This window comes from Sphingomonas sp. NBWT7 (assembly GCF_014217605.1).
In the GTDB taxonomy this organism is placed as follows: domain Bacteria; phylum Pseudomonadota; class Alphaproteobacteria; order Sphingomonadales; family Sphingomonadaceae; genus Sphingomonas.
The window spans coordinates 2,555,723-2,575,279 of the sequence record NZ_CP043639.1 but is presented as its reverse complement, the minus strand read 5'-3'; the positions used below and the strand labels follow the sequence as shown (position 1 = coordinate 2,575,279).

Annotated in this window: 20 protein-coding genes; 10 read left to right on the top strand and 10 right to left on the bottom strand. The window is 69.2% G+C overall.

The annotated features are described in order from the left end of the window. Nucleotides 1–81: 81 nt before the first annotated feature. Together thrS and F1C10_RS12515 are read right to left on the bottom strand one after the other, a co-directional pair. Nucleotides 82–2,073 carry a threonine--tRNA ligase gene (gene thrS / locus F1C10_RS12520; RefSeq protein WP_185210229.1) on the bottom strand — a complete coding sequence of 664 codons (1,992 nt, stop codon included), beginning with the start codon at nucleotides 2,071–2,073 and terminating at the stop codon, nucleotides 82–84. Nucleotides 2,074–2,409: 336 nt separating this feature from the next. After that, nucleotides 2,410–2,760, bottom strand: coding sequence for a glycine zipper 2TM domain-containing protein (locus tag F1C10_RS12515; protein ID WP_185206623.1), 351 nt, complete (start codon nucleotides 2,758–2,760; stop codon nucleotides 2,410–2,412). Nucleotides 2,761–2,849: 89 nt separating this feature from the next. Here F1C10_RS12515 and F1C10_RS12510 point away from each other — a divergent pair, with 89 nt between their 5' ends. Next, the gene (locus F1C10_RS12510; protein ID WP_258042906.1) at nucleotides 2,850–3,857 is read left to right on the top strand and encodes an esterase-like activity of phytase family protein; all 1,008 of its coding nucleotides are present in this window, start codon (nucleotides 2,850–2,852) and stop codon (nucleotides 3,855–3,857) included. An 87-nt stretch (nucleotides 3,858–3,944) separates the two neighbouring features. Here F1C10_RS12510 and rpmB read toward each other — a convergent pair whose 3' ends face one another. Continuing rightward, nucleotides 3,945–4,241, bottom strand: a complete 297-nt coding sequence (gene rpmB, locus F1C10_RS12505; protein WP_185206621.1) for a 50S ribosomal protein L28 — start codon at nucleotides 4,239–4,241, stop codon at nucleotides 3,945–3,947. Nucleotides 4,242–4,384: 143 nt separating this feature from the next. Here rpmB and F1C10_RS12500 point away from each other — a divergent pair, with 143 nt between their 5' ends. Together F1C10_RS12500 and F1C10_RS12495 are read left to right on the top strand one after the other, a co-directional pair. Continuing rightward, nucleotides 4,385–4,624 (top strand): hypothetical protein, encoded by a 240-nt coding sequence (locus F1C10_RS12500; protein WP_185206619.1) that lies wholly within the window; start codon nucleotides 4,385–4,387, stop codon nucleotides 4,622–4,624. Nucleotides 4,625–4,705: 81 nt separating this feature from the next. Then, on the top strand, nucleotides 4,706–5,134 hold the full coding sequence (locus F1C10_RS12495) for a nucleoside deaminase (protein WP_185210227.1): 429 nt from the start codon (nucleotides 4,706–4,708) through the stop codon (nucleotides 5,132–5,134). Nucleotides 5,135–5,158: 24 nt separating this feature from the next. Here F1C10_RS12495 and F1C10_RS12490 read toward each other — a convergent pair whose 3' ends face one another. After that, nucleotides 5,159–5,836 (bottom strand): OmpA family protein, encoded by a 678-nt coding sequence (locus F1C10_RS12490; RefSeq protein ID WP_185206618.1) that lies wholly within the window; start codon nucleotides 5,834–5,836, stop codon nucleotides 5,159–5,161. 126 nt (nucleotides 5,837–5,962) lie between these two features. Here F1C10_RS12490 and F1C10_RS12485 point away from each other — a divergent pair, with 126 nt between their 5' ends. Continuing rightward, a complete protein-coding gene (locus tag F1C10_RS12485) occupies nucleotides 5,963–7,258 on the top strand; it encodes a hemolysin family protein (RefSeq protein WP_185206616.1) in 1,296 nt (431 codons plus the stop codon). Between the two features lie 110 nt (nucleotides 7,259–7,368). Next, on the top strand, nucleotides 7,369–8,091 hold the full coding sequence (locus F1C10_RS12480) for a triacylglycerol lipase (RefSeq protein ID WP_185206614.1): 723 nt from the start codon (nucleotides 7,369–7,371) through the stop codon (nucleotides 8,089–8,091). 20 nt (nucleotides 8,092–8,111) lie between these two features. Here F1C10_RS12480 and F1C10_RS12475 read toward each other — a convergent pair whose 3' ends face one another. After that, nucleotides 8,112–8,396, bottom strand: coding sequence for a hypothetical protein (locus F1C10_RS12475; protein ID WP_185206612.1), 285 nt, complete (start codon nucleotides 8,394–8,396; stop codon nucleotides 8,112–8,114). Further along, nucleotides 8,396–9,376: a glycerophosphodiester phosphodiesterase gene (locus F1C10_RS12470; RefSeq protein ID WP_258042903.1), complete on the bottom strand. Its 981-nt coding sequence runs from the start codon at nucleotides 9,374–9,376 to the stop codon at nucleotides 8,396–8,398. The genes F1C10_RS12475 and F1C10_RS12470 overlap by 1 nt, the downstream gene beginning before the upstream one ends. Nucleotides 9,377–9,475: 99 nt before the next feature. Between F1C10_RS12470 and F1C10_RS12465 the strand changes: the two genes are divergently transcribed. Genes F1C10_RS12465 through F1C10_RS12445 form a run of 5 tightly spaced genes read left to right on the top strand, consistent with a single transcriptional unit; the run spans nucleotide 9,476 to nucleotide 14,676 of the window. Beyond that, nucleotides 9,476–9,979 carry a 2Fe-2S iron-sulfur cluster-binding protein gene (locus F1C10_RS12465; protein WP_185206609.1) on the top strand — a complete coding sequence of 168 codons (504 nt, stop codon included), beginning with the start codon at nucleotides 9,476–9,478 and terminating at the stop codon, nucleotides 9,977–9,979. Next, nucleotides 9,976–10,950 (top strand): xanthine dehydrogenase family protein subunit M, encoded by a 975-nt coding sequence (locus F1C10_RS12460; RefSeq protein WP_185206607.1) that lies wholly within the window; start codon nucleotides 9,976–9,978, stop codon nucleotides 10,948–10,950. The genes F1C10_RS12465 and F1C10_RS12460 overlap by 4 nt, the downstream gene beginning before the upstream one ends. Continuing rightward, on the top strand, nucleotides 10,947–13,151 hold the full coding sequence (locus F1C10_RS12455) for a xanthine dehydrogenase family protein molybdopterin-binding subunit (RefSeq protein WP_185206605.1): 2,205 nt from the start codon (nucleotides 10,947–10,949) through the stop codon (nucleotides 13,149–13,151). The genes F1C10_RS12460 and F1C10_RS12455 overlap by 4 nt, the downstream gene beginning before the upstream one ends. Before the next feature lie 3 nt (nucleotides 13,152–13,154). Next, nucleotides 13,155–14,078 carry an XdhC family protein gene (locus F1C10_RS12450; protein WP_185206603.1) on the top strand — a complete coding sequence of 308 codons (924 nt, stop codon included), beginning with the start codon at nucleotides 13,155–13,157 and terminating at the stop codon, nucleotides 14,076–14,078. Beyond that, the gene (locus F1C10_RS12445) at nucleotides 14,065–14,676 is read left to right on the top strand and encodes an NTP transferase domain-containing protein (RefSeq protein WP_185206602.1); all 612 of its coding nucleotides are present in this window, start codon (nucleotides 14,065–14,067) and stop codon (nucleotides 14,674–14,676) included. Before F1C10_RS12450 ends, F1C10_RS12445 begins: the two co-directional genes overlap by 14 nt. Nucleotides 14,677–14,687: 11 nt before the next feature. Here F1C10_RS12445 and F1C10_RS12440 read toward each other — a convergent pair whose 3' ends face one another. The 4 genes from F1C10_RS12440 to F1C10_RS12425 are packed head-to-tail and all read right to left on the bottom strand — an operon-like array spanning nucleotide 14,688 to nucleotide 19,465. Then, nucleotides 14,688–15,896 carry an ABC transporter permease gene (locus F1C10_RS12440; RefSeq protein WP_085810095.1) on the bottom strand — a complete coding sequence of 403 codons (1,209 nt, stop codon included), beginning with the start codon at nucleotides 15,894–15,896 and terminating at the stop codon, nucleotides 14,688–14,690. Beyond that, complete coding sequence (locus F1C10_RS12435; RefSeq protein ID WP_258042902.1) at nucleotides 15,896–16,639, bottom strand: ABC transporter ATP-binding protein; 744 nt, start codon at nucleotides 16,637–16,639, stop codon at nucleotides 15,896–15,898. The genes F1C10_RS12440 and F1C10_RS12435 overlap by 1 nt, the downstream gene beginning before the upstream one ends. Beyond that, complete coding sequence (locus tag F1C10_RS12430) at nucleotides 16,623–18,014, bottom strand: efflux RND transporter periplasmic adaptor subunit (protein ID WP_185206600.1); 1,392 nt, start codon at nucleotides 18,012–18,014, stop codon at nucleotides 16,623–16,625. The genes F1C10_RS12435 and F1C10_RS12430 overlap by 17 nt, the downstream gene beginning before the upstream one ends. Then, the gene (locus F1C10_RS12425; protein WP_185206598.1) at nucleotides 18,014–19,465 is read right to left on the bottom strand and encodes an efflux transporter outer membrane subunit; all 1,452 of its coding nucleotides are present in this window, start codon (nucleotides 19,463–19,465) and stop codon (nucleotides 18,014–18,016) included. The genes F1C10_RS12430 and F1C10_RS12425 overlap by 1 nt, the downstream gene beginning before the upstream one ends. Between the last annotated feature and the right edge of the window lie 92 nt (nucleotides 19,466–19,557).

The following is a 19,557-nucleotide window of genomic DNA, read 5'->3' as shown; positions in this document are numbered from 1 at the left end:
TGCAGCTTTGTAACGAAGTGCGTCTTTCGCGCCACATCGCGCGCCGCGCGGGAAGCGATCCCGGCGGCGGCGACTAGGACCTTACGCCATGTCGGGCGCGCGCGCTTCCTCGACGAGCCGGGCGACGATCTCGTCGAGCGCGACGATCTCCTGCCCCTGGCTGCCGAGCCGGCGGACGGCGACGGTGCCCTCCTCCGCCTCGCGCTTGCCGACAACCAGCATTGCGGGAACCTTGGCGAGGCTGTGCTCACGCACCTTGTAGTTGATCTTCTCGTTGCGGAGATCGGTCTCCACCCGCAGCCCGGCGGCGGCGAGCTTCGCGCGCACCTCTTCGGCGTAATCGTCGGCGTCGGAAACGATCGTTGCTACGACCACCTGCACCGGTGACAGCCATAGCGGGAAGCGGCCGGCGTGATGCTCGATCAGAATGCCGAGGAAGCGCTCGAACGTGCCAAGGATCGCGCGGTGCAGCATCACCGGGCGGTGGCGCTCGCCATCCTCGCCGATGTACGACGCATCGAGCCGGTCGGGCAGCACGCGGTCCGACTGGATCGTGCCGACCTGCCAGGTGCGGCCGATCGCGTCGGTCAGGTGGAACTCGAGCTTCGGGGCGTAGAAGGCGCCCTCGCCCTCCAGCTCCTCGAACCCGTCCTTGATCGTCTGCGGCAGGTTCGACGCCATGACGGCGCGGCGCAGCTCGTCCTCCGACTTGTCCCACATCGCATCGTCGCCGAAGCGCTTCTCGGGGCGCAACGCGAGCTTCACCGCGTAATCGGTGAAGCCCAGATCGCGGTACACGCTGTCGAGCAGGTCGATGAACTTGGCGACTTCGTCGACCAGCTGATCCTCGCGCACGAAGATATGCGCGTCGTCCTGCGTGAACTGGCGCACGCGCATGATGCCGTGCAGCGCGCCGTGCGGCTCGTTGCGGTGGCAGCAGCCGAATTCCGCCATGCGGATGGGGAGGTCGCGATACGACTTGATCCCCTGGCGGAAGATCAGGACGTGCGCCGGGCAGTTCATCGGCTTCAGCGCCATCCAGTCGGCGTCGTCCGACACCAGCGCGCCCTCATCCTCGATGTTGGGCACTTCGTCTGGGATGACGAACATGTTCTCGCGATACTTGCCCCAGTGGCCGGATTTCTCCCACTGGCGCGCGTCCATCACCTGCGGCGTCTTGACCTCGTCATAGCCCGCCGCGTCGAGCCGGCGGCGCATGTACGCCTCCAGCTGGCGCCAGATCATATAGCCCTTGGGATGCCAGAAGACGCTGCCATGCGCCTCGGCCTGGAGGTGGAACAGGTCCATCTCCTGGCCGATCTTGCGATGGTCGCGCTTCGCCGCTTCCTCGAGCATCGTGAGATGCGCATCGAGTTGCTCCTTGTTGAGCCAGCCGGTGCCGTAGATGCGCGACAGCATCGCATTCTTCTGGTCACCGCGCCAATAGGCGCCCGAAACACGCGTCAGCTTAAACGCTTGCGGGTCAAGCTTGCCCGTCGAGGGCATGTGCGGGCCGCGACACATGTCGAGCCACTGGCCCTGGCGATAGATCGTCAGTTCCTCGCCGTCGGGCAGTTCGGCGGCCCATTCGGCCTTGAACGTCTCGCCCTGGCGCTGCCACGTTTCGATCAGCTGCTCGCGGCTCCACACTTCGCGCGTGAACGGCTCGTTCTTCGCGATGATGCGGCGCATCTCGGCCTCGATCGCGGGCAGATCGTCCTCGGTGAACGGGCCGCGATCCGCCGGCGCGGCGAAATCGTAATAGAAGCCGTCGTCGGTCGCGGGGCCGAAGGTGATCTGCGTGCCGGGGAACAGATGCTGCACCGCTTCGGCCAGCACGTGCGCGTAATCGTGCCGCGCGAGTTCGAGCGCATCCTTCTCGTCGCGCATCGTGACGAGCGCCAATTGCGCATCGCCATTGAACGGCCGCGACAGATCACGCAGCTCGCCGTCGACGCGCGCGGCGATCGCCGCCTTGGCCAGACCGGGGCCGATCGCCGCGGCGATATCGGCGGGCGTCGCGCCGGGGGGAACTTCGCGCACCGAACCGTCGGGGAGCGTGATCGCGTACATGTTCATCACTGGCTTTCCTGCAATGCTTGCCGCTTAGGCGAGGCGCGCCCGCGCGAAAAGAGCGTCCGATGGGTGCAGGAACGAGAGGGGACGCTGGCCCACCCGTTCCCGGGCGAGCTGGCCGACCGCGCGCCTAGCGCGTGGGCGACCGCCCCCGGGTGACCGGGGTGGTGGTGCTAGTCGTGGCGCGGACGAGCGGCATGGCGCGGAAGATAGCGGCGCGAACCGCTGCGAACAATAGCGCCGCTTACAACAACGGGCCCGCCTCCGTTGGGAAGCGGGCCCGCGCCCTCGATACGCGACCGGAGGGAAGGGTTCGGCCGTCAGGCCATCTGGTTAGCGGCAGTAGCGCGGATTGTTCGACTTCCCGATCGCATTACCAGCGACCGCGCCGCCGACACCGCCAAGCACCGTGCCGAGCGTGCGATCACCGCGGCTGTCGACGACCCGGCCGAGCAGGCCGCCGGCGATCGCGCCGACGATCGTGCCGGTGGTGCCGCTGTTGCAGCGCTGGTTGCGATAATAGCGCCGATCATTGCCGCGATAGTTGCGGTAGCCGTTGTCGTAGCCGCGATACTGGCGCTCGTAGCGATCGCCGTAGTAACGCTGTGCCGACGCTTCGGCCGGGATCATGGCGACCGTGCTCATGGCGAGAGCGGCGCCGGCGAGCGAAAGCTTCTTGAACATCTTGCAACTCCCGTTGGTGTTTCCGGCGAGGTGGCGGGTGCCGCCTCGATGAACATGCTTTTGGCCGAGTCGCGTTGAGTGAAGCCTGAATGCGCTCGTTATCGACCGTTCAGGCAAGAAGCGCCTATGGCACCGGCGTGCGCATCATCCTGTCGATCATCGCCGTGCTACTGGCCGTGCCGCGTTACAGCGGCGACGAACGGCTGCCGCTGATTCGCGCGACGCCCGAAATCCGCGCGACGCCGTACGTGCCGGCCGGCGGCTGGCCGGCGCGCGTCGGCGCGCTGCGCCCGATCGGCGGGGTGACGCTGACGAGCCCGACGCCGGCGTTCGGCGGCTTCTCGGGCATCGCGCTGCGCAATGGCCGAATCACCTTATTGTCGGATGGCGGCAACATCGTGCGCTTCGCCATCGCAGGGGGCCGTGTGATCGATCCCACCGGTCATGTGCTGCGCGCCGGGCCGGGGACGGGGTGGACGCGATCGGACCGCGACAGCGAATCAATCGCGCTCGATCCCGCCACTGGCACGGCGTGGATCGGGTTTGAGAACAACAACGAGATCTGGCGCTACACGGTCGACTTCGGCCGGGCGACGGCGCGGGCGCGGCCGGCAGCGATGCGCGACTGGGCGACCAACCAGGGCGTCGAATCGCTCGCGCGGCTGGTGGACGGCCGCTTCGTCGCGCTCGCCGAGCGCAAGCCGAACCGTCGAACGCGCCACGCGGTGCTGTTCTCGGGCGATCCGACGCGAGCGGACACGCGAATCGCGCGCTTCCTGTTCGTGCCGCCCGAGCGCTACGACCCGAGCGATGCGGCAACGCTGCCCAACGGTGACCTGCTGATCCTGACGCGGCGCTTCCGCTTTCCGTTCGAATTCTCCGCCAAGCTCGTCCGCGTGCCGCGCGAGTCGATTCGCGCGGGTGCGCAGGTGGCCGGGCTGGTAATCGCGACCCTGCGCGCGCCGCTCGTGGCCGAGAATTGCGAGGGACTGGCGATCACGCGCGAGCGCGGGCGGACGATGGTGTGGATCGTGACCGACAATGACGCGATGCCGTGGCGCCCGACCTATCTGCTGAAGTTTGCGCTAGGCGGTTGAGCCGGCGACGATCGCTGCCCCACAACAGCGAAAGGCCCGCTGCCCGATGGGGCAGCAGGCCGTTCCCGCGTCGCAATCGCGCGCCAATCAGGCGGCGGTAGCGGCCGCCAGCTTCTTGACGACGTCGCGCTTCAGGCGGCGTGCGCGCAGCGACAGCTTGTCGTCGCCCGTCTTGACCAGCCAGTTGTCGAGACCGCCGTTATGCTCGACCGAGCGCAGGCCGTGCGTCGACACGCGCAGACGAACGCTCTTCTCGAGCGAATCGGACATCAGCGTCACGTTCTGCAGGTTGGGCAGGAAGGTGCGCTTGGTCTTGTTGTTGGCGTGGGAAACATTGTGTCCCACCTGCCGGCCCTTGCCGGTCAGCTCGCAGATGCGCGACATGATTCAGATCCTGAGTTTCGGGTTGGCCCGGAAAGTCGGCGCCGATAACCATCGCACGGGCAAAGGTCAAGCGACCGGTGATGCAACTCTTGGCCGCGGGCGGGCGTTGTTCCGGCAGCGAATCGGTTGTGGAGATACCCGTCATGCGTGCCCTGCTCGTCCTACTTGGCATCGCCGCGCTCGTGATTCTGGCGGGGATGGCGACTGGGTTCATCAGCATCGATCAGACGCAGACGGCGCAGCTGCCGCGTCTGGAGGGCGGGCAGGCGCCAGAATTCAAAGCCGATGTCGGGCGGATCGACGTGGGCACCGAAACCAAGACGGTCGAGGTGCCCAGCATCCAGGTGCAGAAGCCGGGCGCGACGCCGACGCCGGCACAGTAAGCACGTTTCGGGGGGTCGCTCGACTGGCGACCCTTACCGATCGGCGATACGGGCGGTGGGATGTTTCCCCTGCCCGCACCGATGCGCCGCGCGCTAGACGCTGCCCGCGAGGCGGCGGGGATCGGCGAAGTACCGGTCGGCGCGGTGGTTACGTATCAGGGCGAGGTGATCGCGACAGCGGCCAATGCGCCGCGTCGCCTGCTTGATCCGACCGCACATGCCGAGATGCTGGTGATTCGCGCCGCCGCTGCGCAGCTTGGGCGCGACCGGCTGGAAGATTGCGACCTGTGGGTGACGCTGGAGCCGTGCGCGATGTGCGCCGGGGCGATCGCGCACGCGCGGATCGCGCGGCTCTATTATGCGGCAAGCGATGCGAAGGGCGGCGCGGTCGAGCACGGACCACGCCTGTTCGAGCAGCCGACCTGCCACCACCGTCCCGAAGTCTATGCCGGGATCGGTGATGGCGAGGCGCGCGACCTTTTGCGCGCTTTCTTTCAGGCGCGGCGCTGACGAACCTGCGTCAGCGCCACCGGCTCAGCCTGCTTCGTTCTGCGAGATCGGCACGATCTTGATCTCGACGCGGCGATTCGCGGCGCGCCCTTCCTCGGTCTCGTTGGTTGCGATCGGCTGCGTCTCGCCGAAGCCGCGCGTGCCGATCCGTGCGCTCTGCACCCCGCGAGTCGACAGATAATCGGCGACGGCGCGGGCGCGCTGTTCGGACAGGCCCTGGTTATAGGCGTCGCTGCCGGTCGAATCGGTGTGGCCGTACACGTCGACATAGGTGCGGTTGTATTCGCTGAGCACGCCGGCGACCTGATCGAGCGTGCGCTGGAACTGCGGCTGCACCGCCGCCGAATTGTACGCAAAGTTGATCCCGCTGGGGATGTTGAGCAGCAGATCGTCGCCCTGGCGGATCACCTGCACGTCGGTGCCGGCGGTACGCGCGCGCAGATCGCGTTCCTGCTTGTCCATATAGGCGCCGATCCCAGCGCCGGCGATGCCGCCGATGCCCGCGCCGATGATCTTTTCCGTGCGATCGCGCCGCCCGCCGACGAGATCGCCGAGCAGATAGCCGCCGAGCGCGCCGCCGATCCCGCCGATCGCCGCCTTCGAGATCCGCCGCTCGCCCGTCTCGGGATCGGTGGTGCACGCAGCCGTCGCGAGCAGCGCGCCGCCGGCAATCGTGGAAATCAGAGCTGACTTGATACGCATCAACATTCCCCTATCGGTTTCCGCCTCAAACCGGTTTTCGCGACGGTTGTTCCGCCTGCGTGCTGAACCATCGCTGACGCGGGTGGTTGTCGGCGACGGCTTTTCCCGCCAAGAGATCGTCACACCATGCTTCCGCCGTTCCCCTGGATCGACGTCCTCATCATCCTCGCGCTCGTCGCGCTGAACGGCGTCTTCGCGATGAGCGAGCTCGCGATCGTATCTTCGCGGCGCGCGCGGCTGGAGGCGATGGCGCGCGGCGGGCATCGCGGCGCGCGCGCCGCGCTGACGCTGGCGGCCGATCCCGGCAAGTTCCTGTCGACGGTGCAGATCGGCATCACGCTGATCGGGATCGTCAACGGCGCCTATTCGGGCGCAAGCCTGGGTGAGCCGACAGCGGCGCGGATTGCGGCGCTCGGCGTGCCTACGGCGGCGGCGCACACGATCGGGCTGACGCTGGTGATCGGGCTGACGACCTTCGCCTCGCTGATCCTGGGCGAGCTCGTCCCCAAGCAGTTCGCGTTGCGAAAGCCGGAGCCGGTCGCGGCCTGGATCGCACTGCCGATGACGTGGCTGGCGGTCGGCACCAAGCCGCTCGTCTGGCTGCTCGATGCGAGCAGCGCGCTGATCTTCAAGTTGCTGCGGCTCAACCGCGAATCGGAGGAGCACGTCACCGCCGAGGAGATCCACCACATCGTCGCCGAAGCGTCGAAATCGGGCATCATCGAGGAGCATGAACGCTCGATCATCTCGGGCGTCGTGCGGCTCGCCGACCGACCGGTGCGCGAGGTGATGACGCCGCGTACCGAGGTGGAATGGCTCGACGCCGCGCTCGACGATGCGGCGATCCGCGCCAAGCTGCTTACGTCAGCGCATAGCCGCCTGCCCGTCGCCAACGGATCGATCGACGCGGTGATCGGCGTGGTGCAGGCGCGCGACATCGCGCGTGCGCTCGCGCGCGGCGAGACGCTCGATCTGGCGCAGCTGGTGCGCAAGGCACCGGTGGTGATCGACCGGATCGACGCGATGGATGCGCTCGATGCGCTGCGCCGCGCGGACGTGCCGATGGCACTGATCCACGACGAATACGGCCATTTCGAAGGGATCGTGACGCCGGCCAACCTGCTTGCCGCGATCGCCGGCGAGTTCGCGTCGGACAGCGACCCTGGCGACGCGCCTAATGTCGTCGAGCGTGACGATGGCTCGCTGCTCGTCGCCGGCACGATGGCGGCGGACGCGCTCGCCGACCGGCTCGGCATCGATCTGCCCGAGGATCGCGACTATGCGACCGTCGCTGGGCTCGCACTGGCGGTGTTCCGCCATCTGCCTAGCGAGGGTGAGAGCTTCGTGGAGCAAGGCTGGAAGTTCGAGGTGGTCGACCTCGACGGGCGACGGATCGACAAGTTGCTGGTGAGCGCCGAGTAGCAATCCGATCACGCCGCGAGGTCGGCGCTATCGGTTCAGGCGCCGTTCCGTCATGGAACTGTAACGAGGCCCGCTGCGCTCTACTGCGCAAGCTCGTTACGGAATTGCCGATGACGGCCGCCGCCCTGCCCTTCACCCTCGCGCCGCCACCGCCGCGGCAGTGGATCGCCGAGCCGGTGCGCTCGATCGCGGGCACGATGTTGCTGCTCGGCGCGCGGCGTTCGCTGCTGTCGGCGCCCAAGGGTGACGGGCGGACGGTGGTGACGCTGCCGGGGCTGTTCACCGGCGACCGATCGATGTTCCCGATGCGCCGCTATCTCGGCTGGCTCGGCTACCGCGCCGAGGGCTGGGGAATGGGCGCCAATTTCGGCGTGCGCACGATCGGCGCGGAGGCCGAACTGCTGTTTGCGCGGCTCGAGGCGAGCGTGGCGCAGAACGGGCCGGTCACGCTGGTCGGCGTCAGCCTGGGCGGGATGATCGCGCGGCTCGCGGCGCATCGCCGCCCCGATCTGGTGCGCGAGGTGATCACCATCGCATCGCCCTATGCCGGCAGCCCGCGCGCAACGAATGTGTGGCGGCTGTTCGAGTGGATGACGGGCGAGAAGGTCGACGGGCCGGCCGTGCAGGAGCGGCTGGCGGAGATCGCGCGCCCGCTGCCGGTGCCCGCCACCGCGATCTGGAGCGCCACCGACGGGATCGTCAACGGGTTGATCTGCCACGCGCCGGACGAGCCGGGATGCCGCGCGATCGAGGTGGTGGCGAGCCACATGGGCGTGCAGCATCGCCCGCAGGTGCTGCAGGCGGTTGCCGAGACGCTGGGCCGCGCGCGATGAACGCGGCCTAGCGGATCCGCCTAATTGTCGCGGCCGGCGACGTAGCCGTCGTAGCGACCGCAATTCTCCGGATCGCGGCGGCAGCGTTTTTCCCAGTCGCGGCGCTCGCGGCCCTCGCGCGCTTCTTTCTTGCGCATCTTGCGGCCGTAGTTGCGATCCGCCTCGTCCTGGCTGGTCGTCGCCCAGTCCGCCGCCTGCCCCGCGACCTTGAACGGCGCGGTGACGACGCTGGCCGCGGTGCGAATGCACCCGCCGGCGCTCAGCGGCAGCGCCAGCGCGGCCGCACACACGATGATCTTACGCATCACTTCACTCCCCGCGCGTCGTTTCGCGCCTTCACCCCGATAGCAGGAAAATCGGTGAAAAATCCGTCGATACCAAGGCGAAGCGCGGCCGCAATCTCGGCGGCGACATCGCCGTGTCCGCGCGGATTCATGCCTTGGCGGAAAGGTGACGGCAGAAAGTAGTTCTCGGCACGGTACGTCCAGGGGTGGACGCGCAGCCCGGCGGCGTGCGCGTCGCGGACGAGCGTGCTCGGCGCATCCCCCTGCCACAGCATCGCCTTGTTGGGGCCGATCCCCCAGGCGTAGCGCGCGATCGCGGCTAGCCCGGCGGGCGTCGTCATATCGGCATAGCTCGCCGCCGCGCCATCCGCCGGTGTGCCATCCGCATCGACGAGCTGGATCAGCCGGATCTTCGTCATCGTCGCGAGGCGCCGCAGGTTCGCGACCTCGAACGACTGGATGAAGACGGGTGCGTCGGCGCTGTCCCACCCCGCCGCCTTGAGCGCGGCGACGAGCGGCGCATCGGTGCCGTGGCCGATCGCGGCGAAATAGCTCGGATGCTTGGTCTCGGGATAGATCGCGACGCCGTGGCGCTTGGCGAACGCGATCACCTCGTCGAGCGTCGGGATCGTCTCCTGCCCGTCATAGGCCGTATTATCCGGGCGGAGCAGCGGCAGGCGCTCGCGCGCGCGCAGCGTCTTCAGTTCGGCGAGCGTGAAATCCTCGGTGAACCAGCCCGTCAGCGTCTTGCCGTCGATCGTCTTGGTGGCGCGGCGATCGCTGAATTCGGGGTGATCGGTGACGTTGGTCGTCTCGCTGATCTCGTTCTCGTGCCGCGCGACGAGCACGCCGTCGCGCGTCGGCACCAGATCCGGCTCGATCACGTCGGCGCCCTGCTGAATCGCCCGTGCATAGGCGGCGAGCGTGTGCTCGGGCCGCTCGCCCGAGGCGCCGCGGTGCGCGATGACGATGGGGGGCGAGAGCGAGGCGACCGGATCCATCGCCACAGGTTGCCGCGAAGCGCAGCCGCCCGCCAGCAGCATAACAAGAATTATTGCGGCACTCTTGGATCGGATCATCGAAGCGCGCATACTATCGTCATGCGCTTCACCATCAACGGCAGCAAGCGCGAGGCCGATCCCGATATCCGCGCCTCGCTTCTCGACCTCCTGCGCGAGGATTTCCGCCTTACCGGCACCAAGAAGGGGTGCGACCACGGCCAGTGCGGCGCGTGCACGGTGCTGGTCAACGGACGGCGGATCAATGCGTGTCTCACGCTCGCGGTGATGCATCAGGACGATGACATTACGACGATCGAGGGGCTGGGCAGCGCCGACGCGTTGCACCCGATGCAGGCCGCGTTCGTCCGTCACGACGGCTATCAGTGCGGCTATTGCACGCCGGGGCAGATCTGCTCGGCAGTCGGCATGCTCGACGAAGTCGCGAAGGGATGGCCGAGCCACGTCTCGGGTGATCTCACGGCGCCTCAGCTCGACGATGCCGAGATCAGCGAGCGGATGAGCGGCAACATCTGCCGCTGTTCGGCCTATCCGACGATCGTCGACGCGATCCGCGACGTGCACGAGGCGGGGGCGGCGGCGTGAAGACGTTCAGCTATACCCGCGCCGACAGTCCCGAAGCTGCGGTGAAAGCGGGCGGGCGGTTCATTGCGGGCGGCACCAACCTCATCGATCTGATGAAGCTGCAGGTCGAGACGCCCGAGGCGCTGGTCGACATCAGCCGGCTTAACCTCAATACGATCGAGGAGCGCGACGGCGGGCTGCTGATCGGCGCGCTGGTGCCCAACAGCGATCTCGCCGCGCACCCCCGCGTGATCGCACGCTACCCCGTGCTGAGCCGCGCGCTGCTTGCCGGCGCGTCGGGGCAGCTACGCAACAAGGCGACGACGGGGGGCAATTTGCTCCAGCGCACGCGCTGCTATTTCTTCTACGACACGCACGCCGCGTGCAACAAGCGAGTGCCGGGCAGCGGCTGCGACGCGATCGGCGGGTTCAACCGCATCCACGCCGTGCTGGGGACGAGCGACCAATGTATCGCGACGCATCCCGGCGACATGCCGGTGGCGATGCGCGCGCTCGACGCGGCGGTGGTGACGCTGAAGCCCGACGGCGACCGGCGGCGCATCCCGCTCGGGGATTTCTATCGCCTGCCCGGCGACACGCCACAAATCGAGACGGTGCTCGAACCGGGCGAGCTCATCACCCACGTCGCTTTGCCCGCCCCGCCGGCGGGCGCGCGACAGGCGTATCGCAAGGTGCGCGATCGCGCGTCCTACGCCTTTGCCGTCGTCTCCGTCGCCGGCGTGATCGCGGTGGAGGACGGGCGGATCGCCTACGCCGCGCTCGCCTTCGGCGGACTCGGGCCGATGCCGTGGCGCGACGCGGCGGTCGAGGCGGCGCTGGTCGGCCAGGCGCCCGATGCGGCGACCTTCGCCGCGGCGGCGGACGCGCTGCTCGCGGACGCGCGCGGCTACGGCCACAATGATTTCAAGATCCCGCTCGTGCGGCGCGTGCTGACCGCCACGCTGCGCGAGCTGACGCAGGTGCAGCCATGAACGACGTCGCGATGGACGCCCCGTACCGCCCCGCCGCGCTCGACCGCGCGCAGCAGGGGCTGCTGGGCAAGCCGATCGACCGCTACGAGGGGCCGGCCAAGGTCAGCGGCGCGGCGCACTACGCCTATGAGCAGGCGCCCGAGCGTACCGCGTACATGGCGGTGGTGACGGCGGCGATCGGGCGCGGGCGTGTGACGGGGATCGACGCCGCAGCGGCCGAGGCGCTGCCCGGCGTAATCGCGGTGATCCATGGCGATCCGCGCATGCCGACCGGCGAGGGCAATTCGCGCGCGCCCGCGACGCTCGGCAGCGACGAGATCTTCCATTACGGCCAGGGTGTCGCGCTCGTCGTCGCCGAGACGCAGGAGACGGCGCGCGCCGCGGCGCGGCTGATCGAGGTGAACTACGCCGAGCAGCCGGGCCGCTTCGACGCGGGCGACGTCACGGTCGAGCGCGATCACAAGCTCGGCTTCCTGCCGGCGATCGACAAGGGCGGGTTCGACGAAGCGCTCGCCGCGGCCGAGATTGTGTTCGATCGCACCTATTCGACGCCGATCCACTTCCCCGCCGCGCTCGAGCCGCACGCGACCACCGCGTGGTGGGAGGGCGAGCGGCTGATCGTGCGGTCGAGCAACCAGGTGATCGGCGGCGCGAAGGGCACGATCGCGACGGCGCTGGGGATCGACAAGGACCGCGTGCGCGTACTCGCGCCCTATGTCGGCGGCGGGTTCGGCGGCAAGACGGGCGTCGGCCCCGAGGTGATCTTCGCCGCGATCGCGGCAGAGAAGGTCGGGCGTCCGGTGAAGGTCGCGCTGACGCGCCGGCAGACCGCCTATATGGTGCACCACCGCTCGCCGACGCAGCAGCGGATGCGCATCGCCTGCGATGCCGATGGCAATATCAGCGCGATGGCGCACGAGAGCGTCGCCTATCAGAACGACGACAGCGGGTTCCTCGAGCCGGTGCCGTTCGGCACGCTGCCGCTCTACGCCGGCAAGGCGCGTCGCTTCCGCACCGATCTCGCGCGGATCGACCTGCCCGCGACGGGCGCAGTGCGCGCGCCGGGCGAGGCGATCGGCACCTTCGCGGTCGAGTGCGCGATGGACGAACTCGCCGAGCAGCTCGGGCTCGATCCCATCGAGCTGCGCCGGCGCAACGAGCCGAGTGTCGATCCGACGACGGGTAAGCGCTTCTCCACCCGCCGCCTGCTCGACTGCTACGAAGAGGGCGCGCGGCGCTTCGGCTGGGAGCGGCGCGCGGCGACGCCGGGCAGCCGGCGCGAGGGCGAGTGGCTGATCGGCATGGGCATGGCGGCGGCGCTGCGCGGCAACTTCACCGTCCAGGCGGAAGCCGAGGTGACGCTGGAGGCGGACGGGCGCGCGACGCTGCGCACCGACATGACCGATATCGGCACCGGCACCTACACGATCCTGGCGCAGACCGCGGGCGAGATGCTCGGCCTGCCGGTGAGCGCCATCGACGTGGTGATCGGCGACAGCGACCTGCCGCCGAGCGCGGGTTCGGGCGGATCGTTCGGCGCGGGCAGCGCGTGCGCGGCGGTGGCGCTGGCGTGCGAGGATATACTCGCCGAACTCGCGCTGCGCATGAACGCCGCACAGGAGGATCTCGCGCTGCTCGACGGTCAGGTCACCGCCGGCGGACGGACGAGCGCGATCGGCGATCTGGTGCGCGGCGCGCCGATCACCGCGCGCGGCAAGACGTCGCCCGGCAAGGAATCGCAGGCGACGAGCCAGGCAAGCCACGGCGCGCAGTTCGCCGAAGTCGCGGTCAACGCGGTGACCGGCGAGGTACGCGTGCGCCGGATGCTGGGCGTGTTCGACATCGGCCGCGTGCTCAACGAGAAGACGGCGCGCAACCAGGTGGTCGGCGGCATGGTGTGGGGGCTGGCCTACGCGCTGAGCGAGGACGCCGTCGTCGATCCGCGCAACGGGCGGTTCGTGAACCCCGATTTCGGCGAGTATCACGTCGCGGTGAATGCCGACGTGCCGCAGATCGAGGCGCATTTCATCGAGGAGATCGATGATTCGGCCAACCCGGTCGGCGCCAAGGGCGTCGGCGAGCTCGGCATCGCAGGTGCCGGCGCGGCGATCGTCAACGCGATCCACAATGCGACCGGCGTGCGCAGCTACAACATGCCGGTAACCCTCGATAAGCTCCTCCCCTCGCTCCCCCCGGTGTGATCCATGGCCGATAACGACCCTGTCCTTTCCGCGGCCCAGGCGTGGAAGGGAGCCCGGATGGCGCTCGCCACCGTCGTCTCGACCTGGGGATCGGCTCCGCGGCCGCGCGGCAGCCACATGCTGGTGCACGAGGACGGGCGGTTCGAAGGCTCGGTGTCGGGCGGCTGCGTCGAAGGCGACATCCTCGATACCGCGGCGCAGATTCTCGCGGGCGCGCCGTTCGCGGTAAAGGAGTATGGCGTAGCCGACGCCAGCGCGTGGGAAGTCGGGCTGCCGTGCGGCGGCCAGATCAGCGTCATGGTGCAGCCGGTGAGCGCCGAGGGATTCGATCCCGAATTGTTCGACCGCATCGTCGCCGCGCGTGCCAACGGCCAGTCGCTGACGGTGACGACCGATCTTGCGACCGGCCATTCCGATCTGCGGCCCGTCGAAACGGGGGCAGTCTTCGCCAACCGCTACGATCCGCCGCGCCGGCTGATCGTCGTCGGGGCGGTGCAAATCGCGCAATCGCTGGTCGGGCTCGCGCGCACGCTGGGAATCGAAACGGTGGTGGTCGATCCACGCGGGCGCTTCCTTACCGAGGAGCGCTTTCCCGATACGGTGCTCGACGATCGCTGGCCCGACGAGGCGGTGGCGGCGTACAAACCGGGTCCGTCGACCGCGGTAGTGACGCTTAGCCACGATACCAAGATCGATGACCCGGCGCTGATCGCGGCGCTCGCCGCCGACACCGGCTACGTCGGTGCGCTGGGCAGCCGCAAGAGCCACGCGGCGCGGCGCGAGCGGCTGGCGGCGGCGGGCGTAAGCGACGCGGACCTCGATCGGATCGACGGGCCCGTGGGGCTCGATATCGGCGCGATCGGGCCGGCGGAGATCGCGCTGTCGGTCGCGGGGGCGATGATCAAGGCGTTTCATGATCGCGGCTGAGGACGTCGTCCTCGTCCTGCTCGCGGCGGGCAAATCGACCCGCTTCGGCGACATCGGCAGCAAGCTCGACGAACCGTTTCTCGGCCGCGCCCTCGGGCTGCACGTCGCGGTGGCGCTGGAGGACATGCCGTTCCGCGAGCGGATCGCGGTGACCGCCAATTGCCGCATCGACTATGCGCAGCACGGCTACACCGTGGTTCGCAACGACGCCGCGATCGCCGACATGGCGTCCTCGCTGCGGCTCGGCATCGCCTGCGCGCATGCGCGCAACGCCGCGGCGGTGGCGATCGCGCTCGCCGACATGCCGCGCGTTACCGCGACGCACGTCTACAATTTGCTCGACGCCGCCGACGATGCGCGCGCGGTGGTGGCGTCGAGCGACGGTCGCCAGCCGCGCCCGCCGGCCTTGTTCGGGCGCGATCGGTTCGACGAGCTGCTGGCGATCACCGGCGATCACGGTGCGCGCGCGCTGATCCGCGCGGGCAAGCACGTCGTCACCACCGCGGCCGAACTGATCGATGTCGACACACCTGGGGAGCTCGAGGAGTTGCGCCGGCTGGTCCACGCACCCGAGGCGCATACCCGCCGACGCGCCTGATTACCGATGCGCTACTCGTGGCGCAGCGCGTCGATCGGGTTGAGTGCCGCCGCGCGGCGGGCGGGGAAATAGCCGAAGACGACGCCGATCACCGCCGCGATGGCGAAGGCGATCATGTTGATCGTCGGATCGAACGTCCACGGTACCTGCATCAGCGGTGTCGCGACGAGGATGACGAGCTGCGCCAGGATCAGCCCGATCAGCCCGCCGAGCATCGACAGCGTCACCGCCTCGACGAGGAATTGCATCAGCACTTCGTTCGCCACCGCGCCGATCGCGAGCCGGATGCCGATCTCGCGCGTCCGCTCGGTGACCGAGACGAGCATGATGTTCATGATGCCGATCCCGCCGACGACGAGGCTGATCGCCGCCACCGCGGCGACGATGCGCGTCAGCAGCGTCGTCGTGCCCGTCAGCGTGTCGCTGATCTGCTTGGTGTCGAAGATGTTGAAATCGTCCTGCTTGCCCCCGCCGACGTTGCGCCGCTCGCGCAGCAGATCGCTGATCGACGATTGCACCGCCGCGGTCGAATAGGCCTGATCGACGCCGACCAGCATCAGCCGCACGTCGCGGTTGCCGGTGAAGCGGCGCTGGACGGCCTTGATCGGCATCACCACCGTATCGTCCTGATCGCCGCCGAACCCCGCCTGACCGCGCGCAGTGAGGACGCCGATGACGTCGCAGCTGATCGCGCCGATGCGCATCCGCTGCCCCACCGCACTGCCGCGGCGGAACAGGTTCTGCCGCACGGTATTGCCGATGATGCATACCGCCTTTCCGGCCTGCTCCTCCGCCGGCGTCCAGGTGCGCCCCTGCGCGAGCGGCCATGGCTGCACGGTGAATACCGCATTGGTGGTGCCCTGGATCGTCGTCGACCAGTTCGCGCCCTCGTAGATCGCGGTGGCGGTGGCCGACGCCTGCGGTGCGACGGCGGTGACGCCGGCGACTTGCTGCTCGATCGCAGTGACGTCCTCGGGCTTGAAATCGGGCGGGCGCGGGCCGCCGCCGCCGCGACCGAAGCCCTGACCGGGGCGGATCTGCAGCACGTTGGTGCCGAGCGCAGCGATCTGCTGCTGCACCGCGCTGGTCGTTGCCTTGCCCAGTGTCACCATGGCGACGACGGCGGCGACGCCAATGACGATGCCGAGCGTGGTGAGGAACGAGCGCAGGAGGTGCCGCCGGATCGAGCGCAGCGCGAGGATGAAGGTGGTGCCGAAGATCATTCCACCCCCTCCCCCATGCGATGATTGGCGTCGATCCGCTCGACCAGCCCATCCTTGAAGTGAACGACGGTGTGCGCGAACGCCGCCATGTCGGGCTCGTGCGTCACCATCAGCACGGTGATTCCGCTCGTCCGGTTGAGATCGGTGAGCAGCTCCATGATCTCGACCGAGCGTTCGGAATCGAGGTTGCCGGTCGGCTCGTCGGCGAGCAGCACGTCGGGCCGCGTCACGATCGCGCGCGCAATCGCGACGCGCTGCTGCTGGCCGCCCGACAGTTCGGCAGGCGTGTGATCCCACCAGTCGGCGAGCCCGACCTTGTCGAGCGCCGCCATGCCAGCGTCGCGCCGCGCCTTGCGATCGTCGCCGCGGTACAGCAGCGGCAGCTCGACATTCTCGAGCGCGCTGGTGCGGCTCAAGAGGTTGAACCCCTGGAAGACGAAACCGAGGTAGCGGCGGCGGAGCAGCGCGCGCTGATCGCGGTCGAGCGTCTCGACATGGTGGCCGCGGAACAGGAAGGTGCCGCCCGACGGCACGTCGAGACAGCCGAGGATGTTCATCGTCGTCGACTTGCCCGATCCCGACGGACCCATCACCGCAACGAAATCCCCCGCCGCGATGTCGAGATCGACGCCCTTCAGCGCCTGGAACGCGGTCGGCCCGGTGCCATAGGTCTTCGTCACGCCGCGCAGCGTGATGATCGGGTCGCCGGCGGCGCGGCGCGCGTCAGGCGCCACCGCCACCGCCGCCGCCTCCCTGCCGCTGGCGGCGCTGGCCGCCGCCGCGCGGCGCCGCGCCCTCGTCACCGCCCGCCAGCTGCCCGGTGATGACCTGCATGCCTGGCTTGAGCCCGCCCGACAGCACTTCCGTCACGCTGCCGTTGGTATCGCCGGTCGTCACCTGGATCGCGCGCGGCTGGCCGTCCTCGCCCTTGACGTACACGGTCTGCTGCGCGCCGCGGCCCACCGTCACCTGGCGCTCGGCGCAATTGCCGCGGCGCGGACGGAAGGTGAGCGAGCCGGCGATGCCGCCCTGCCCGCCGTCGCCCGCCGCGGTCGGCGCGAAGCGGAACGCCGCATTGGGCACGAGCAGCACGTTCTTCTTGTCGCTGGTGACAATATCCGCGGTGGCCGTCATCCCCGGGCGCAGCTCCATCGTCGGGTTCGCGACGGTGAGATCGGCAGCATAGGAGACGACCTGCCCGGTGCTCGCCGTCGTGCTCGCCGTGCCGCTGCTCGATGCGCTCGCCGTGCTGGCGGTCAGGTTCGAACCCAGATCGACGCGGGTGATCGTCGCCGGGAAGGTGCGGCCGGGAAAGGCATCGACGGCGAAGCTCGCCTTCTGCCCCTGCTTCACCGCGCCGACATCCGCCTCGTCGATCGCGACCTCGAGCTTCATCTGGCTCAGATCCTCGGCGATGACGAACAGCGTCGGCGTGTTGAACGAGGCGGCGACCGTCTGACCGGGATCGACCTGCCGCGCGAGCACGACGCCGTTGACGGGCGAGCGGATGATCGCGCGCTGGCGCTGCGTCTGACTCTGCGCGAGATTGGCGCGCGCGGCGGAGACATTGGCCTCCGCGACGCGCTGTGCGGCGACCGCGCGCTGCGCATTGGCCTGACCGGTCTGCAGCTCGGTCTTCGAGGGCACGCGGCCGTTCGACAGCCGGTAAACCTCCTGCAACCGCGCGAGCTGCGCCTGCGCTTCGGACACCGTGGCGCGCGCCTGGTTGACCTGCGCGACATTGGCGGCGAGCTGCGCCTCGCCGGCGCGAATCTGATCGTCGATCTGCTCGGGATCAATCAGCGCGAGCGGCTGGCCGGCGACGACGCGGTCGTTGACGTCGACGACGACACGCGTGACAAGCCCCGACAATTGCGAACCCACCGTTACCTGGTTGGTCGGCGCGAGCTTGCCCGTCGCGGAAACGGTGACGGTCAGATCGCCCCGCCGCACCGGCGCGGTGGCGTATCCCGTCTCCGCGCTCGAACCGAACAGGCGCATGCCGAGCAGCACGAGCAGGATGACGCCGAGCGCGATCGCTGGCCATTTGATCCAGCGCCGCCACGCGGGCTGCGGCTTCACGCCAAGGAAATCGTCGAGGTCCGTCGTCGCCATCAGCGCGATCCGTTCTGGTTGAGACGCTGCGGATCGGTATCGGCGAGCGGCGCGGCGCCCGCGTCCCACCCGCCGCCGAGCGCGGTGTATAGCTGGATGAGCGCCGTCGCCTGATCGCCGCGCGCCTGCGCCGCGCTGTTGCGCGCCGACAGCAGCGCCGCCTCCTGCTGGCTAAGCGTCGTGAAATCGGTGAGGCCGGTGCGATACTGGCTGCGGCTGAGGATTGCCGAGGCGTTCGCCGCGTTGAGCGCGATCGCGAACTGCCGCTCGCGCTCCTGCGCGCTGCGCCGCGCGACCAGAGCGTTCTCGACGTCCTCAAGCGCGATGAGCACCGCCTGCTTGTACGCGGCGAGCGCGGCATCGGTCGCGGCTTCGGCCCCACGGACCTGGCTGCGCAACCGTCCGCCGTTGAAGATCGCCTGCGTCAGCCCGGCGAAAAGCCCGCCCGTGATCGTCTCGAGCAGCCCGCCGATGTTGCCCGCATTGGTGTTGATGCTGCCGCTGATCGCGAGCGCGGGATAGAGCTGCGCCTTGGCGACACCGATCTGCGCGGTGGCGGCGGCGAGGTTGCGCTCCGCCGAGCGAACGTCAGGGCGCTGGCGCAGCACGTCGGCGGGGATGCCCGCGCCTGCCGCCTGCGGCCCACGCGGGATCGGCCGCGGCGCGGCGAGCAGCGGCTTGAGCGCGCCGGGCGCCTGGCCGGTCAGCACGCCCAGCCGCGACACGGCGGCGTTATATTGCTGCTCGATCTGCGGGATCGACGCTGCAGTCTGCGCGCGCTGGACGCGGGCCTGCTCCTGATCGAGGCTGGAGACGAGCCCCGCCTGGACGCGGAAGCCGGCAATCTCGAGATTGTCGTCCTGCAACGCGAGGCTGTCGCGCGCGTTCGCGAGCTGCAGCTGATACAGCCGCGCCAGCACGTAGTTGCGCGCGACCTCCGCCTGCACTGACAGCAGCACGGTCGCCTGATCGAACCCCGACGCTTCATATTGCGCGCGGCTCGCCTCGATCGTGCGCCGCACCTCGCCGAACAGGCCGAGCTGGTATTGCGCGTCGAGCCCGAGCGAGAAGTTCGAGCCCCCGCCCCCGCCGACGTTCTGGACGGTGCCGCCGCCGCGTAGCGTCTCCGACCGGCTGTAGCCGCCCGAGCCGTTGAGCGTCGGCAGCAGGGTCGCGCGGTTCTGCACCAGCGCCTCGCGTGCTTGGCGCAGCCGCGCCGCTGCCTGCGCAATGTCGAGATTGGTCGCCGCGGCACGCTCGACGAGATCGCCGAGCACGGGATCGTCGAACCCGCGCCACCAGCGCGTCAGATCCTCGCGCGTCGGCGCCGCGGTAACCGAATAGGCGTCGGGAACGCCCAGCTCGCTCGCCGTACGCGGACGATAGTCGGGCCCGACGGTGCATCCGCCGAGCGCGACGGCGAGGAGGAGCGAGGCGCGGAAACGCTGCATGGGATCGGGATGGCGGCGGCGGCCCGTCCGGTCCAGCACTTTAGTGTCGCGATTTGTCGCAGTGCGGCACGCGCCGTTTCTGCCGGCCTCCG

Coding starts and splice junctions, on each gene's coding strand:
- F1C10_RS12500 (WP_185206619.1), top strand. CDS start 4,385: ATGCGTGCCCTGCTCGTCCTACTTGGCATCGCCGCGCTCGTGATTCTG.
- F1C10_RS12455 (WP_185206605.1), top strand. CDS start 10,947: ATGAACGACGTCGCGATGGACGCCCCGTACCGCCCCGCCGCGCTCGAC.
- F1C10_RS12475 (WP_185206612.1), bottom strand. CDS start 8,396: ATGCGTAAGATCATCGTGTGTGCGGCCGCGCTGGCGCTGCCGCTGAGC.
- F1C10_RS12495 (WP_185210227.1), top strand. CDS start 4,706: ATGCGCCGCGCGCTAGACGCTGCCCGCGAGGCGGCGGGGATCGGCGAA.
- F1C10_RS12445 (WP_185206602.1), top strand. CDS start 14,065: ATGATCGCGGCTGAGGACGTCGTCCTCGTCCTGCTCGCGGCGGGCAAA.
- thrS (WP_185210229.1), bottom strand. CDS start 2,073: ATGTACGCGATCACGCTCCCCGACGGTTCGGTGCGCGAAGTTCCCCCC.
- F1C10_RS12510 (WP_258042906.1), top strand. CDS start 2,850: ATGCGCTCGTTATCGACCGTTCAGGCAAGAAGCGCCTATGGCACCGGC.
- rpmB (WP_185206621.1), bottom strand. CDS start 4,241: ATGTCGCGCATCTGCGAGCTGACCGGCAAGGGCCGGCAGGTGGGACAC.
- F1C10_RS12480 (WP_185206614.1), top strand. CDS start 7,369: ATGACGGCCGCCGCCCTGCCCTTCACCCTCGCGCCGCCACCGCCGCGG.
- F1C10_RS12425 (WP_185206598.1), bottom strand. CDS start 19,465: ATGCAGCGTTTCCGCGCCTCGCTCCTCCTCGCCGTCGCGCTCGGCGGA.
- F1C10_RS12490 (WP_185206618.1), bottom strand. CDS start 5,836: ATGCGTATCAAGTCAGCTCTGATTTCCACGATTGCCGGCGGCGCGCTG.
- F1C10_RS12485 (WP_185206616.1), top strand. CDS start 5,963: ATGCTTCCGCCGTTCCCCTGGATCGACGTCCTCATCATCCTCGCGCTC.
- F1C10_RS12465 (WP_185206609.1), top strand. CDS start 9,476: ATGCGCTTCACCATCAACGGCAGCAAGCGCGAGGCCGATCCCGATATC.
- F1C10_RS12430 (WP_185206600.1), bottom strand. CDS start 18,014: ATGGCGACGACGGACCTCGACGATTTCCTTGGCGTGAAGCCGCAGCCC.
- F1C10_RS12470 (WP_258042903.1), bottom strand. CDS start 9,376: ATGGATCCGGTCGCCTCGCTCTCGCCCCCCATCGTCATCGCGCACCGC.
- F1C10_RS12515 (WP_185206623.1), bottom strand. CDS start 2,760: ATGTTCAAGAAGCTTTCGCTCGCCGGCGCCGCTCTCGCCATGAGCACG.
- F1C10_RS12450 (WP_185206603.1), top strand. CDS start 13,155: ATGGCCGATAACGACCCTGTCCTTTCCGCGGCCCAGGCGTGGAAGGGA.